This window comes from Salinarimonas sp. (assembly GCF_046292825.1).
Taxonomy (GTDB): Bacteria; Pseudomonadota; Alphaproteobacteria; order Rhizobiales; family Beijerinckiaceae; genus Salinarimonas.
In genome coordinates this window covers 310,474-324,397 of the sequence record NZ_JBKBQG010000001.1, presented here as the reverse complement: position 1 = coordinate 324,397, position 13,924 = coordinate 310,474, and the positions used below count along the sequence as shown (strand labels likewise).

13 protein-coding genes are annotated in these 13,924 nt (G+C 70.9%); 1 reads left to right on the top strand and 12 read right to left on the bottom strand.

Annotation, left to right across the window (positions count from 1 at the left end):
• Window positions 1–7: 7 nt before the first annotated feature.
• The 4 genes from ACK4UM_RS01545 to ACK4UM_RS01530 form a co-directional block, all read right to left on the bottom strand.
• Window positions 8–1,204, bottom strand: coding sequence for a phosphoglycerate kinase (locus tag ACK4UM_RS01545; RefSeq protein ID WP_409794621.1), 1,197 nt, complete (start codon window positions 1,202–1,204; stop codon window positions 8–10).
• Window positions 1,205–1,310: 106 nt separating this feature from the next.
• A complete protein-coding gene (gap, locus tag ACK4UM_RS01540; RefSeq protein ID WP_409794618.1) occupies window positions 1,311–2,318 on the bottom strand; it encodes a type I glyceraldehyde-3-phosphate dehydrogenase in 1,008 nt (335 codons plus the stop codon).
• A gap of 95 nt (window positions 2,319–2,413) precedes the next feature.
• Window positions 2,414–4,378 (bottom strand): transketolase, encoded by a 1,965-nt coding sequence (gene tkt, locus ACK4UM_RS01535; RefSeq protein ID WP_409794752.1) that lies wholly within the window; start codon window positions 4,376–4,378, stop codon window positions 2,414–2,416.
• A 486-nt stretch (window positions 4,379–4,864) separates the two neighbouring features.
• Window positions 4,865–5,272, bottom strand: a complete 408-nt coding sequence (locus ACK4UM_RS01530) for a hypothetical protein (RefSeq protein WP_409794615.1) — start codon at window positions 5,270–5,272, stop codon at window positions 4,865–4,867.
• 96 nt (window positions 5,273–5,368) lie between these two features.
• Between ACK4UM_RS01530 and ACK4UM_RS01525 the strand changes: the two genes are divergently transcribed.
• Window positions 5,369–5,626 carry a transcriptional regulator gene (locus ACK4UM_RS01525; protein WP_409794612.1) on the top strand — a complete coding sequence of 86 codons (258 nt, stop codon included), beginning with the start codon at window positions 5,369–5,371 and terminating at the stop codon, window positions 5,624–5,626.
• 383 nt (window positions 5,627–6,009) lie between these two features.
• On the opposite strand, the gene ACK4UM_RS01520 is transcribed toward ACK4UM_RS01525, so the two are convergent.
• From ACK4UM_RS01520 to rlmN, 8 genes are all read right to left on the bottom strand, one after another.
• A complete protein-coding gene (locus ACK4UM_RS01520; RefSeq protein ID WP_409794609.1) occupies window positions 6,010–7,500 on the bottom strand; it encodes a TrkH family potassium uptake protein in 1,491 nt (496 codons plus the stop codon).
• A gap of 5 nt (window positions 7,501–7,505) precedes the next feature.
• Window positions 7,506–8,891, bottom strand: a complete 1,386-nt coding sequence (trkA, locus tag ACK4UM_RS01515) for a Trk system potassium transporter TrkA (RefSeq protein ID WP_409794606.1) — start codon at window positions 8,889–8,891, stop codon at window positions 7,506–7,508.
• A 182-nt stretch (window positions 8,892–9,073) separates the two neighbouring features.
• Window positions 9,074–9,814: a YqjD family protein gene (locus ACK4UM_RS01510; protein WP_409794603.1), complete on the bottom strand. Its 741-nt coding sequence runs from the start codon at window positions 9,812–9,814 to the stop codon at window positions 9,074–9,076.
• A gap of 33 nt (window positions 9,815–9,847) precedes the next feature.
• A complete protein-coding gene (locus ACK4UM_RS01505) occupies window positions 9,848–10,609 on the bottom strand; it encodes a DUF3618 domain-containing protein (protein WP_409794601.1) in 762 nt (253 codons plus the stop codon).
• The gene (locus tag ACK4UM_RS01500) at window positions 10,606–11,007 is read right to left on the bottom strand and encodes a phage holin family protein (RefSeq protein WP_409794598.1); all 402 of its coding nucleotides are present in this window, start codon (window positions 11,005–11,007) and stop codon (window positions 10,606–10,608) included. The genes ACK4UM_RS01505 and ACK4UM_RS01500 overlap by 4 nt, the downstream gene beginning before the upstream one ends.
• Before the next feature lie 10 nt (window positions 11,008–11,017).
• Entirely contained in the window at window positions 11,018–11,710 is a 693-nt protein-coding gene (locus tag ACK4UM_RS01495) for a hypothetical protein (RefSeq protein WP_409794595.1), read from the bottom strand.
• Window positions 11,711–11,934: 224 nt separating this feature from the next.
• A complete protein-coding gene (locus ACK4UM_RS01490; RefSeq protein WP_409794592.1) occupies window positions 11,935–12,432 on the bottom strand; it encodes a hypothetical protein in 498 nt (165 codons plus the stop codon).
• Between the two features lie 10 nt (window positions 12,433–12,442).
• Window positions 12,443–13,753, bottom strand: coding sequence for a 23S rRNA (adenine(2503)-C(2))-methyltransferase RlmN (rlmN, locus tag ACK4UM_RS01485; protein WP_409794589.1), 1,311 nt, complete (start codon window positions 13,751–13,753; stop codon window positions 12,443–12,445).
• Window positions 13,754–13,924: the final 171 nt, after the last annotated feature.

Here is a 13,924-nt window from a genome sequence, read left to right as displayed (position 1 = left end):
CGGATGGTCAGGAGCGGCGCAGCGCCTCGACGCCCGGCAGGGGCTTGCCTTCGAGCCATTCGAGGAAGGCGCCGCCCGCGGTGGAGACGTAAGAGAAGTCGTCGGCGACGCCGGCATGGTTGAGCGCGGCGACCGTGTCGCCGCCGCCCGCGACCGAGACGAGCTTGCCCGCGCGCGTGCGCTCGGCGGCGAAGCGCGCGGCCTCCACCGTGCCCTTGTCGAAGGGCGATTTCTCGAAGGCGCCGAGCGGGCCGTTCCAGACGAGCGTCTTCGCGTCCGAGATCGCCGCGCGCACGCGATCGACCGAGAGCGAGCCGACATCGAGGATCATCCCTGCGTCCGGGATCGCGTCGATGCCGTATTCGTGGTGCGGCGCGTGCTCCTCGAAGCGCTCGGCGACGGTCGCGTCGACGGGCAGGATGATGGCGCAGCCGGTCTCCTTGGCGCGGTCGAGGATGCGCTGGGCGGTCGCGGCGAGGTCGCGCTCGGCGAGCGACTTGCCGACGCCCACCCCGATCGCATGCAGGAAGGTGTTGGCCATGCCGCCGCCGATGACGAGGCTGTCGACCTTGGCGACGAGGTTCTCGAGGAGATCGAGCTTCGTCGAGACCTTCGCGCCGCCGACGACCGCGCAGAGCGGGCGCTCGGGGTGCTCGAGGCCCTTCGTCAGGGCGTCGAGCTCGGCCTGCATCGCGCGCCCGGCGAAGCTCGGCAGGACGTGGGCGAGGCCCTCGGTCGAGGCGTGCGCGCGATGGGCGGCGGAGAAGGCGTCGTTGACGAAGAGATCGCCGCTCTCGGCGAGCGCCTTCGCGAAATCCGGGTCGTTCTTCTCTTCGCCCGCATGGAAGCGGGTGTTCTCGAGGAGGACGACGTCGCCGTCCGCCATCGCCGACACGGCCGCGCGGGCCGGCTCGCCGACGCAATCCTCCGCGAAGGCGACGGGGCGGCCGAGAAGCCCCTCGAGCGCGGCCGCGACCGGCGCGAGGCTCTCGCTCTCGACGCGCTTGCCCTTCGGGCGGCCGAAATGGGCGAGGAGCACGACGCGGCCGCCCTTGCCGGCGATCTCGCGGATGGTCGGCACGACGCGCTCGAGACGGGTGGCGTCCGTGACGCGGCCGTTCTCCATGGGGACGTTCAGATCGACGCGCAGGAGCACGCGCTTGCCGCCGACATCGGCGTCGTCGAGGGTACGAAAGGCGCTCATTCTCGTCTTCTCTCCGCTCTCTCTCTCGTCATCGAGACGGCGGCGGACGCGATCGGCATCCGCCGCATGGCGCGAGGGGGGCTCCCGGGAGGGAGCCCGCGCGGGATCAGAGGAGGCGCGCCATGTGCACGGCGGTGTCCGCCATGCGGCAGGAGAAGCCCCACTCGTTGTCGTACCAGGACATCACGCGCACGAGCGTCCCGTCCATGACCTTGGTCTGGTCCATGTGGAAGATCGAGGAATGGGAATCGTGGTTGAAGTCGATCGAGACGTTCTTCTCGTTCGTGTAGCCGAGCACGCCCTTCAGCGGACCCTCGGCGGCGGCCTTGATCGCGGCGTTGATCTCGTCAACCGAGGTCGCGCGCTTGGCGACGAACTTGAAGTCGACCACCGACACGTTCGGGGTCGGCACGCGCAGAGCCACGCCGTCGAGCCGGCCGTCGAGCTCGGGGAGGACGAGGCCCACCGCCTTCGCGGCACCCGTCGAGGTCGGGATCATCGAGACCGCCGCCGCGCGGGCGCGGTAGAGATCCTTGTGCATCTGGTCGAGCGAGGGCTGGTCGTTGGTGTAGGCGTGGATCGTCGTCATGAAGCCGCGCTCGATGCCGATCGCGTCGTTGAGCACCTTCGCGACCGGGGCGAGGCAGTTCGTGGTGCACGAGGCGTTCGAGACGACGAGGTGGTCCTTCGTCAGCTTGTCGTGGTTGACGCCGTAGACGACGGTGAGGTCCGCCTTCGTCGCCGGCGCCGAGACGATCACGCGCTTGGCGCCCGCCTCGAGATGCGCCGCCGCCTTGTCGCGGTCGGTGAAGATGCCCGTGCACTCGAGCGCGATGTCGACGCCGAGATCCCTGTGGGGCAGCTCCGCCGGATTGCGCACCGAGGTGACCTTGATCGGCCCGGTGCCGACGTCGATCGTGTCGCCGTCGACCTTCACCGTCCCGGGGAAGCGGCCGTGCACGGAATCGTAGCGCAGGAGATGGGCATTCGTCTCGACGGGGCCGAGATCGTTGACGGCGACGACACGGATGTCCGTCCGCCCGCTCTCGGCGATGGCCCGCAGGATGTTGCGGCCGATCCGCCCGAACCCGTTGATCGCGACCTTCACCGTCATGTCCGTCTCCTGTGATGAGGGCTCGGCCTCCCCCGGCCGAGGCCCCTGGTGCATCTCTCCCCCGTGGGCGGCGTCTCCGCCTCGGGCTCGCGCCCTCACGAATTGTGGCGCGCGGCGATTCTGTCGGCGAGCGCCTCGGCGGTGATGCCGAAATGCTCGTAGAGGTCCTTGTAGGGCGCGCTCGCGCCGAAGGACGCCATGCCGACGAAGACCCCGTCCTCGCCGATCACGGCATCCCACCCGAAGCGTACCCCGGCCTCGATCGCGGCCTTGATCGGAGCGTCGCCCACGATCGCCGCGCGCGCCTCTTCCGGCTGGGCCAGGAACAGGTCGAGCGAGGGCACCGAGACAACGCGCGAAGCGATGCCGCGTTCGGCGAGGCGTGCGCGCGCGGCCATCGCGATCTCGACCTCGGAGCCCGTGGCGAAGATCGTGGCGAGCGCCCGGCCGCCTTCGGCGGGGGCGAGCTCGTAGGCGCCTGCCGCGCAGCGGTTCTCGGGCTCTGCGTCCTGGCGCAGGGGCGCGAGGTTCTGGCGCGTCAGCGCCAGGAGCGAGGGACCGTCGGTGCGCTCGATCGCGAGCTGCCAGCATTCGGCCGTCTCGATCGCGTCGGCGGGGCGGAAGACGCGCAGGTTCGGCATCGCGCGCAGGGCCGCGAGATGCTCCACCGGCTGGTGCGTCGGCCCGTCCTCGCCGAGACCGATCGAATCGTGCGTCATCACGTAGATCGCCGGGATGCCGGCGAGCGCCGCGATGCGGATCGAGGGACGGCAATAATCGGCGAAGACGAGGAAGGTCGCGCCCGCCGGGCGCAGGCCCCCGTGCAGCGCGATGCCGTTCATCGCCGCCGCCATGCCGTGCTCGCGGATGCCGTAATGCAGGTAGCGGCCGGAGAAATCGTCCGGCGTCACCGCGACCGCCGTCTTGACCCGCGTGTTGTTCGACGGCGTCAGGTCGGCGGAGCCGGCGACGAGCTCGGGCATCACCGGCGCGATCGCCTCGAGCGCGGCCTCGGACGCCTTGCGGGTGGCGAGCGACGCGGGGGCGGCGACGAGCTTCTTCTTGTGGGCGAGGATCGCCTCGCCGAGGGCCGCGGGCGGGGTGTGGGCGAGGCGGCGCTCGATCTCGGCGCGGGTCTCGCGCGGCAGCGCCTGGAAGCGCGCCTCCCAGGCCTTGCGGGCCGAGCGGCCGCGCCGTCCGGCCTTCTCCCAGGCCTTCTTGATCGCGGCGGGGATCTCGAAGGGCGCGTGCGTCCAGCCGAGCGCCGCCTTGGCGCCCGCGAGCTCCTCCGCGCCGAGCGGCTCGCCGTGGGCCTTCGAGGTGCCCGCCTTCTTGGGCGCGCCGAAGCCGATCGTGGTGCGGCAGGCGATCAGCGTCGGGCGGTCGGACTTCTTCGCCCGCGACAGCGCCCGTGCGATGGCGACCGCGTCGTGCCCGTCGACCCGCACGGCCTTCCAGCCGGAGGCCTCGAAGCGCTTGAGCTGATCGGTCGAATCGGAAAGCGACAGCGGCCCGTCGATCGAGATGCCGTTGTCGTCGAACAGGACGACGAGCTTGGCGAGCTTGAGGTGCCCGGCGAGCGCGATCGCCTCCTGGGAGATGCCCTCCATCAGGTCGCCGTCGGAGGCGAGCACGTAGGTGTGGTGATCGACGATGTCGTCGCCGTACTCCGCCGCGAGCATGCGCTCGGCGAGCGCCATGCCGACCGCGGTCGCGATGCCCTGGCCGAGCGGCCCCGTCGTCGTCTCGACGCCCGGGGTCACGAAGTTCTCCGGATGGCCCGGCGTGAGCGAGTGGAGCTTGCGGAAGCGCTTGAGCTCCTCGATCGTCACCCCGGCGACGCCGGTCAGGTGCAGGATCGAGTAGAGCAGCATCGAGCCGTGGCCGGCCGAGAAGACGAAGCGGTCGCGGTCCGGCCAGGTGGGGTCGGCCGCGTCGTACTTCATCGCCTTGGTGAAGAGCGCGGTCGCGACGTCCGCCGCGCCCATCGGCAGGCCGGGATGGCCGGATTTCGCGGTCTCGACCGCATCCATGGCGAGCGCACGGATCGCATTCGCCATATCGCGTTGGGAGACGTCCTCCCGGCTCGCCTCGACGGGCGCCGCCTTGGTCTGATCGTTCACAGGTCCGGTCCGCTTCATCTCGCCGCCCACGCCCCCGCTGCGCGAAGCCGTGGTTTTTCGCGCGCTGCTTAGCATGGGCGGGCCGGGAGTCAAAGACGGAGGGGGCGGGATGGAGAGGCGACGGCCCCTCCTTCCCCTCAGAGCGCGGGAATCTCTTCCGGCCCGTCATTCCGGGGCGGCGAAGCCGAGCCCGGAATCCAGAACCCCGACGTCGGTTCGAGCGCGCATGCGCGCTCGCTCCGCAAACCTTAGGCAATCGATGCGTCGAAGGACGCAGCCTATAGGCTGCTCGACACACGTCGGGAGTCTGGGTTCCGGGCTCGCTTCGCGCCCCGGAATGACGGCGTCGAGGTTAGAAGAAAAGGGTTCGCAGGCTTCGAGGGGAAGGAGAGCGCGCGCCGTGTTCGTCGGGCGGCTGCTCTGTCACTCCGCCAACAGAGCGAACGGATCGGCGTCGATCTGCATGAAGCGGCTCGCGACGGGGCCGGGCAGAGGTGCGTCGGCTTCGAGATAGGCGCGCAGCGCGTAGAGGCGCCGGCGCAGGCGGGCGGCTTCGTCGGGGCCGGCCTCGGCGAGGGCGTCGACCTCGGCGGCGGCGAGCGCGAGGGTGAACAGGGCGCCGAGCGCGCTCGCGGGCCGCAGATCGCTCGCGCGGCCAGCGATGTGCGACAGGCTCAGATCCGCCTCCCGCATCACCCGCGCCGCGCGCGCACGCTCCGCCTCGTCCCGCTCCATGCGCAAAACCCGCTCCGCCTCCGACCGCCGCCGAAGAAGCCGCTCCGCCTCCGCGCACAGGCACGCGAGCGGACACGCGCGCGCGTCGTCCGACATGATGGGGTCTCTCGTTGCGTTGTGGGTCCGCCGAGAGATATAGTCGAGGTCGCAGACGAAAACAAGGGCTCAGCCCTCACTTTTTGCGAGTTCAGCGTGCCCAAGGCCACGATCAGCAGCGAGCAGGTGCGGGCCGCGCGGGCGTTGCTGCGCTGGGAGCAGACCGATCTCTGCCGGGAATCGGGGGTATCGCTCGCAACGATCCAGCGGCTCGAAGGCAGGCCGGGCCCGCTCGCGGCTCACGCGAGCACGGTGGAGAAGCTCCGCGCGGCGTTCGAACGGGCGGGGGTGAAGTTCCTGGACGCGAATGGGGAGGGGGCGGGGGTGCGGTTTTCGGTGCCGTCCAGGACCTGAACCGCCCCGTGTCATCCCCGGCCGGAGCACGCGAAGCGTGCGCAGGGGAAGGGGACCCAGCGCGAGAATTGCTTGCGGAGCAAGCACTTGTGGCGGCGACCAGCCGCCTGGTCGGCGGCCGTTCGAGCGTGCTCCGCACGCATCTCTTCGTGCTGGGGCCCCTTCCCTTCCGCCGCTTCGCGGCTCCAGCCGGGGATGACACCGGTGGCGCGTGTAGATCGCCCACGAGAACCCCTCTCCCGAACGGGAGAGGGGCAGGGGTGAGGGGATACGGGGTCAGGACTATCTCCGCACGTCGCGCGCCGAGAGGCGGGGAGCCCAAATCTCCACCCGTACGCCCTCACCCCCGGCCCCTCTCCCGTTCGGGAGAGGGGAGACGCGCCTCACCCCCGCCAGAACCGCGGCATGAACAGAATCAACACCGTGAACAGCTCCAGCCGCCCGAGAAGCATCGCGAAGGACAGGATGTATTTCACCGCGTCCGGGAGCGGCTGGAAATTGCCGGCGGGGCCGATGATGGGGCCCAAGCCCGGGCCGACATTGGAGAGGGCCGAGACGGCGGCCGACGCGCTCGTGAGGAAATCGAGGTCGAAGGCCATGAGCGCGATGGTGATGGCGCTGTAGCAGACGAAGAACAGCGTGAAGAACACCACCACCGATCCCACCACGTCGTCGGGCAGGACGCGGCCGGCATAGGTGCGGGGGAAGACGCCGCGGGGGTAGAGGAGGTGCAGGAAATGGCTGTGGAGGACCTTGGCCATCACCTCGTAGCGGAAGATCTTGACGCCGCCCGCGGTCGAGCCGGTGCAGCCGCCGACGAACATCAGCCCGAAGAACACGCCCACCGCCACGTTGCCCCAGGCGCCGTAATCGGTCGAGGCGAAGCCCGTCGTGGTGACGACGGAGACGACGTTGAAGGCGGCGTGGCGCAGGGCGTCGGGGAAATCGTAGCGCTCGGTGTGGACGAGCCAGGCCGTCATCGCGATCACGACGACCGTCACGAAGCCGAGGAGCACGCGCACCTGGCTGTTGCGCAGATCGTCGAGCGAGCCGCGGAACAGGCGCACGTAGAGCACGAAGGGCATCGCGCCTGCGAGCATGCCGACGACGGCGATCCAGTGGATCGCCGGGCTGGTCCAGTGCCCGAGCGAATTGTCGTGGGTCGAGAAGCCGGCGGTGGCGATCGTGGTGAATGCGTGGGCGACCGCGTCGAAGGTCGTCATGCCCGCGAGCCGGTAGGCCATCGCGCACACGACCGTGAAGCCGAGATAGATGAGACCGATGGCGAGCGCGATCTCGCGCACGCGCGGCAGCACCTTCTCGGAGCGGTCCGAGCTCTCGGTGCGGAAGAGCTGCATGCCGCCGACGCCCAGAGCGGGCAGGATCGCGATCGCGGTCGCGATGATGCCGATGCCGCCGAGCCATTGCAGCGTCGCGCGCCACAGGAGCACGCCCGGCGGCGCGTCCTGGAGGCCGACGATCACCGTGGCGCCCGTGGTGGTGAGCCCCGACATCGCCTCGAAGAAGGCGTTGGCGAAGCTCTCGCGCAGCTGCGCGTAGTCGGACAGGTAGAGCGGCAGCGCCGCGAAGAGGGCCACCGTCAGCCAGGTCAGCGGGGTCAGCACGAAGGCCTGGCGCAGGGAGAGCCCGCCCGCGATCTTGGTGCGCCGCATGCTCAGGAAGAGGCTCGCGCCGACGGCGAAGGTGATGCCGCTCGAGATCGCGAAGGCCTTCCAGTCCTCGTTGCGGGTCGCGACGTCCACGGCGAGCGGGATCAGCATCGCCGCCGAGAGCGCGACCAGCATGCCGCCGAGGAGTTGCAGGATGGGACGAAGCGCGGGCAGCGCCCAATTGTCGAGGGAGACGCGCGCCATGGTCTCTAGCGCTCGTCCCCGCCCGATCCGGCGAGGAATGCTTCCGCCTTCTTGAGGCTCTTGTAGGTGACCATGGCGATGACGCTGTCGCCGGCGCGCACCCGGTGTTCGCCGTGCGGGATGACGACGGTGTCGCCGCGCACGACGGCGCCGATCAGCATGCCCTCGGGCAGGCCGATCTTGTTGATCGGCCCGGAGACGAGCTTCGAGCCTTCCTGAGCGCGCGCCTCGATCACCTCGCCGAATTCCTCGCGCAGGGTGTACAGGGCGGACACCGAGCGGTGGCGCACGTGGCGCAGGATCGTCGAGATGGTGATGGCGTTGGGGCTCACCACCGCGTCGATGCCGAGAGACGGCATGATCGGCTCGTAGCTCGTCTTGTTGACGAGCGTGATCGCGCGCTTGCAGCCCATCCGCTTGGCGAGCACCGAGGAGAAGATGTTGGTCTCGTCGTCGTTCGTGACGGCGACCACAGTCTCGGCCGAGCCGGCATTTGCCTCCTCGAGCACTTCCGTGTCGAGCGCGTCGCCGTGCAGCACGACGGCGCGGTCGCCGAGCTCGCGCGAGACGAGCTCGGCGCGCTCGCGGGAATGCTCGATCATCTTGATGCGCACGTAGGGCGCCTCGCGCGCGAGCATCTTTGCCAGATTGAGCCCCACATTGCCGCCGCCGACGATGACGACGCGCCGGGCGATGCGCTCCTCGTGGCCGAAGAAGGCCATCACGCGGTCGACGCGGTTGGGCTCCGTGACGACGTAGACGTCGTCGCCGCGCTGGATCACGTCGGCGCCCGCGGGAACGAAGGCCTCGCCGTTGCGCACCACCGCGACGACGAGGAGGTGCGGATCCGGCATGATCTGCGGGATCTCGGAGAGCTTCTTGCCGACGAAGGCACAGGAGACCGTGTCGCAATGGATGCCGAGGAGCTGCACCCGCCCGTCGGCGAGCGGCACCGTGTCGAAGGCGCCGGGGGTGCGCAGGCGGCGCGCGATGCCGTTCGCCACCTCGACCTCGGGGGAGATGACGACGTCGATCGGCATCTGGTCGGCGGAATAGAGCGCGCGCGAGAGCGGATCGAGATAGCCGTGATGGCGCACGCGGGCGATGCGCCGCGGCACCCGGAAGAGCGTGTAGCCCACCTGGCAGGCCACCATGTTGACCTCGTCCGAGCGCGTCACCGCGATCAGCATGTCGGCCTCGCGCGCGCCGGCGCGCTCGAGCGTCTCGGGATGGGAGGCGTGGCCCACCATGCCGCGGACCTCGTAACTCTCGTCGACACGGCGCGCCTGCGCGGCGTCGATGTCGACGACGGTGACGTCGATCCCTTCGTTGGCGAGATGGCGCGCGATGGTGGAGCCGACCTGCCCCGCGCCACAGACGACGATCTTCATGCGTTCTTCGTCGAGCCTTTGCGAACCGCGACACGGGACCGACGGACGCGTGCCTCGCGCTGGTTTACGACGAAGCGCACGGCGTGACAATGCGGGTTCGCCGGGGGGTGTGGACGAGACGACCGAAGGCCGGGCAGCCCCGACGGGCGGCCCGGCCTCGATGTCGCAGCGTCACGCGGCGATCAGTGACGGCGCTGGGTGTCGAGCGGGCCCGAGCGGCGGGCGGCGTCCTCTTCCTCGCTCGTCTCGCGGCGCCATTCCGATTCGTGGGTGGGATGCCCCTCCTCGGTGCGCGCGAAGGCCTCGTGGGCGTAGTCGCGCCCGGCCCGCACGGCCTCGCGGGCATAGCCCATGCCCTGGTGGCGCAGATCGTCGGCGTAGCGGCCGATCGTCTCGTCCTCGTGGCGCGAGCGCGGCAGGAGCGCGCCTATCGCGAGACCCGCGGCGAGGCCGAGCACGCCGATGAGGAGCGGGTTCTCGCGCACGAAGTCGCGGGTCGCCTCGTAGCCCTGGCTGCCGTAGCGATAGGCCTCGTCGTAATAGTCGTGCCCGCGGTGCATCGCCTCCTCGTAATAGTCCCGGCCGCGATGCAGGGCCTCCTCGTAATAGCGCTCGCCGCGCTCGCGGGCCTCGTCGGCCCAGCGGCGGCCTTCGCGCATGTAGTCCTCGCCGCGACGACGGGCCTCGCCGGCGAGCTCCTCGCCGCGATGGCGGCTCTCCTCGTAGGCGCGGCTCATCGCGTCGCCGGAGGAGCCGCCGGAGCGGCCCGCCGAGGACGAGCCGCCGGTCTGGCTGCCCGCCTGGCTGCCGTACAGGCCCTCGCGGGCGGAGGGGTTGCTCGAATAGGTCCCCGAGGGCGAGCCGCCGGCCGGCGGCGTCGCGTGCGGGGAATGAGCGTTGTCGTCCTTCTTGATGTCGGCCATCGGGACCTCCTCGAATGTGCGTTGTCGTTCGCGTCAGCGTCGCGTGCCGGACGCGCCCGGGGCGGTGTCGCCGGGGGCGGCGGGCGAGGCGCGCGTCGGCGAGGGGGCGGGGCTGCGGTGCAGCGCCTCGCCCTCGGGAGCGGCATGGGTCGGATCCGGCGGCCGGCGAACGGCGCCTGCGGGCACGTCGGAGGCGCGCAGGCCGCCGTCGCCGCCCATCACCCGCTCGCCGACCCGCGCACCGGCCGTCACGCCGCCGCGATCGGGCGGCTCGCCGGCGCGGCTCGTCGGGCGGCTCGTGCCGTTGCCGACGGAGCGCGTCTCGCCGGGGCGCAGATCGCTCGCGCCGACGGTCGTCGGACGGCTCGTCGCGGCGGAAGCGCGCGGCATCTCGGCCGTGCGCGCCGCGGCGGCCGCACCCTCGCGCTCGGCGCGCTCGCGCCGCTCCGCTTCGGGCGAATCGCGGTCGATGGGTCGCACCGCCGGGCGCGGCCCGAGGCGCTCCTCGAGATCGCGGCGGGCGCGGGCGCGCAGGTCGCGGCGCCGTCCCGCCTCGGTCATCGAATAGGCGAGCCAGCCGAGCCCCGCGACGACGAGGAGGACCGGCACGGGATGGGCGCGCAGCGTATCGGCCGCGCGATCGAGCGTCGTTCCGTAGCCGGAGCGGCGCGCCGTGCCGAGCACCTCGTCGATGACGCCGGAGGCGGTCATGCGGTCCTGCAGCTGGTCGATCGTCTTGTCGAGACGGGCGCGCGATTCCGCGATGTCCTGCTCGAGCTCGGATATCGAGGTCATGCGTGCCTCCTGTTCGCGAGGACGTCCTTGTCCTGCTCGACCGAGCGGATCGTGCGCGTCGGCTCGAGCGTCGCCGACGAGAGCTTCGAGCGGCCGTAGAGGACGAGGATCAGGAAGATCACGAACATCACGACCGCGACGATCAGGGCCGCGAGCGGTCGTGAATTCAAAGCTTCGGCGAGCCAGGAGACCGCCGCGTCGGTGAGGAGCACGAGGGTCGCGATCGCGAACACCGCGGAGGCGATGATCGCGACGAGGCCCGTCACCAGGAGCTTGACGTTGTGGCTCACTTCCGTGCGGAAGAGGGCCATCTCCTTGCGGGCGAGATCGGTCGTCTCCCGCAGGGCCTCGGCGACCAGCGCCTGCATGCTCTGGGTCTCACGGTGATCGTGATGCATGGCGGCCTCCTCAGGTGGCGCCGGAGGTCGAGCCCGCGCCGCTGCCGGGCTTCGCCGTCGAGGTCGAGGACGCCGACGTCGTCGAAGACGCGGTCGGGGCCGCGGTCTGAGACGCGGTTTGAGACGCGGTTTGAGACGACTTGGCCGAAGACGACGACGACGCGGCGGCACCGGACGTCGCGCTCGAGGCACCCGGTCCGCGCGAGCGGCGGCGCTCGGCGCGCTCGCTGCGCAGCTGGTCCGAATAGGCGCGCCGCCCCTCGACGTCCGCGCCCGAGCTCTTCAGGAAGCGGGCGAGCACGAAGCCCGCGATGCCCGCCGCGGCCGCGAAGGTCGCCGGACGGCGCCGGGCGAAATCCTCCATGTCCGAGACCATCTCGACGAGCGAGCGCTCGCGGATCTCGTCGGCGAGCGTCTCGAGCCCGTCCGCCGCGCTGTCCACGAACATGCGGACGTTCGGGCGGTCGTCGAGCGATTGCCCGGTCTCGCGCAGCGTGGACGCGATGTCCTCCACCGATTGCGCGGCCGAATCCTTGCGTCGCTCGACGTATTCCGCGGCGCGATCGCGCGCCTGGTACACGAATTCCGAACCACGCTCCTGCGCCTCTCCGGCGATGTCTCGCGCGGCATCCTGCGCCTCGCGCTGGACATCGCGCCAATCGGCGTTGCGAGTCTCCTCGCCGTTCTGCGTGCCAACCGGCATGTGCAAGGCCTCCTTCTATCTCGGCCACTCAACAGGCGAGAGCGGCAAGGGTTCCGAAGGGCGCGCGGAGGCGCGTCGAAGGGGGAAGAGGAATCCCTCCCTGTAGAGGAGGGTGGCCTCGCGAGCGGAGCGAGCGAGGTCGGGTGGGGCCCGACGCGCAGCGGAAAAACGCCACCCGGGCCCCACCCGGCCCCTGTCGCTCACGCTCCAGGGTCCACCCTCCCCTACGGGGAGGGACGCCCCACCGCCTCGCGGCCGGCGCTGCGGCCGGCGGTCGCCCAGTAGACGAGGCCTGCGACGGCGCCGGTGACGAACAGGATCGCGGTCAGGCGCCCCTCGGCGGCGAGCGCCGCGCCGGGGCCGGGGCCGGCGCGCAGGAGCCAGGGGATCGCGGCGGTGACGAGCGCGGTCAGCCCGCCGTAGAAGGCGAAGGAGCGGCTCCCGACGATCTCGCCCGCCGCCGAGACGAGCGTCACCGGGCCGATCACGAGGACGAGCGAGAGCATCCAGAAGCCCGCGAAGAGCGAGGCGACGAGGAGGTCGGGGTCCCCTCCCCCCGCGGCGGCGGCGAAGAGCGCGTCGAGCGCGGCCAGACCGAGGAGCGCGATCAGCTCGCGCGCGGCGGGCTCCGCCATCACGCCGAACAGGAGCGCGAGCGCGCCGGCGGGTATCGCGAGCACGAGCCCCACGCACCACAGGATCAGGCGCCCGAGCGCGCGCAAGCGGCCGTCCTCAATCGTCCGCGGCGGCGGCGGCGTACACGCCCTCGGCGCCGATGCCGCTCTCGGCCATCATGCGAGCGCGGGCGCGCAGCTTCTCCGTCTCGCTCTTGAGCTGGCCGCAGGCGGCGAGGATGTCGCGCCCGCGCGGCGTGCGCACCGGCGAGGCGTAGCCCGCCCGGAAGACGATCTCCGAGAACCGCTCGATCCGCTCCCAGGACGAGCACGAATACTTGGTGCCGGGCCAGGGATTGAACGGGATCAGGTTGATCTTCGCCGGCACGCCCTCGAGGAGCCGCACCAGCGCGCGGGCATCCGCGTCGGAATCGTTGACGCCGTCGAGCATCACGTATTCGAACGTGATCCGCCGCGCGTTCGAGACGCCGGGATAGGTGCGGCAGGCCTCGATCAGCTGCGCGATCGGGTATTTCTTGTTGAGCGGCACGAGCTCGTTGCGCAGCTCGTCGCGCACCGCGTGCAGCGAGATGGCGAGCATGGAATTCGCCTCCTGCCCGAGCCGCTCGATCTGCGGCACGACGCCCGAGGTCGAGACCGTGATGCGCCGGCGCGAGAGACCCAAGCCCTCGTTGTCGGACATCACGCCGATCGCGGCGACGACGTTGTCCGTGTTGTAGAGCGGCTCGCCCATGCCCATGAACACGATGTTCGTGACGAAGCGCCCGCCGTCGGAGGGCACGAAGGCCCCTTCCGCTGGGCTCGCATGCGGCCAGTCGCCGAGCCGGTCGCGCGCCACCACGAGCTGCGCGACGATCTCGGCCGAGGTGAGGTTGCGCACGAGCTTCTGCGTGCCCGTATGGCAGAACGAGCAGGTCAGCGTGCAGCCGACCTGGGAGGAGACGCAGAGCGTGCCGCGGTCGGTCTCGGGGATGTAGACGCACTCGATCTCGGCGCCGCGGTCGAGCGGGCCGGTCGAGGGCATCCGGATCAGCCATTTGCGGGTGCCGTCCTTCGACACCTGCTCGGAGACGACCTCCGGCCGCGCGAGCGTGTAGGCCTCGGCGAGCGCGGCGCGCAGGCCCTTGCCCACGTTCGTCATCTCGGAGAACGCGTTGGCGCCGCGGAAATAGATCCAGTGCCAGAGCTGCTGGACGCGCATGCGCTGCTCGCGCTCGGGCACGCCGATCGCGCCGAGGCGTTCCGCGAGCTCGGCGCGCGTCAGACCGACGAGCGAGGGCTGCCCCGCGAGCGCGCCGGGCGCGAGCGGCCGCTCGGCGACCTTCTCGATGGCGCCGTCGGCGATGGCGCCGGCCTCGACCGCCGGAGCGTTCGGATTGCGGCGCGCGATGTCGAGCGCTTGGGACATAGGGGAGAGCCTTCTCGGTTCGGTATCGGCTCCATATAGGCGATGCGAACCGCGCGCGACAGCCCCTCCCCTCGACCGCTGCGTTTGGAGCCTCTCGGCCGACGGCGCGCTCCCGCTCCTTTCCGTCGGTTCGGGTATTCTTTCGTTGCGGTGTCATTAGTCAGTCGCGCC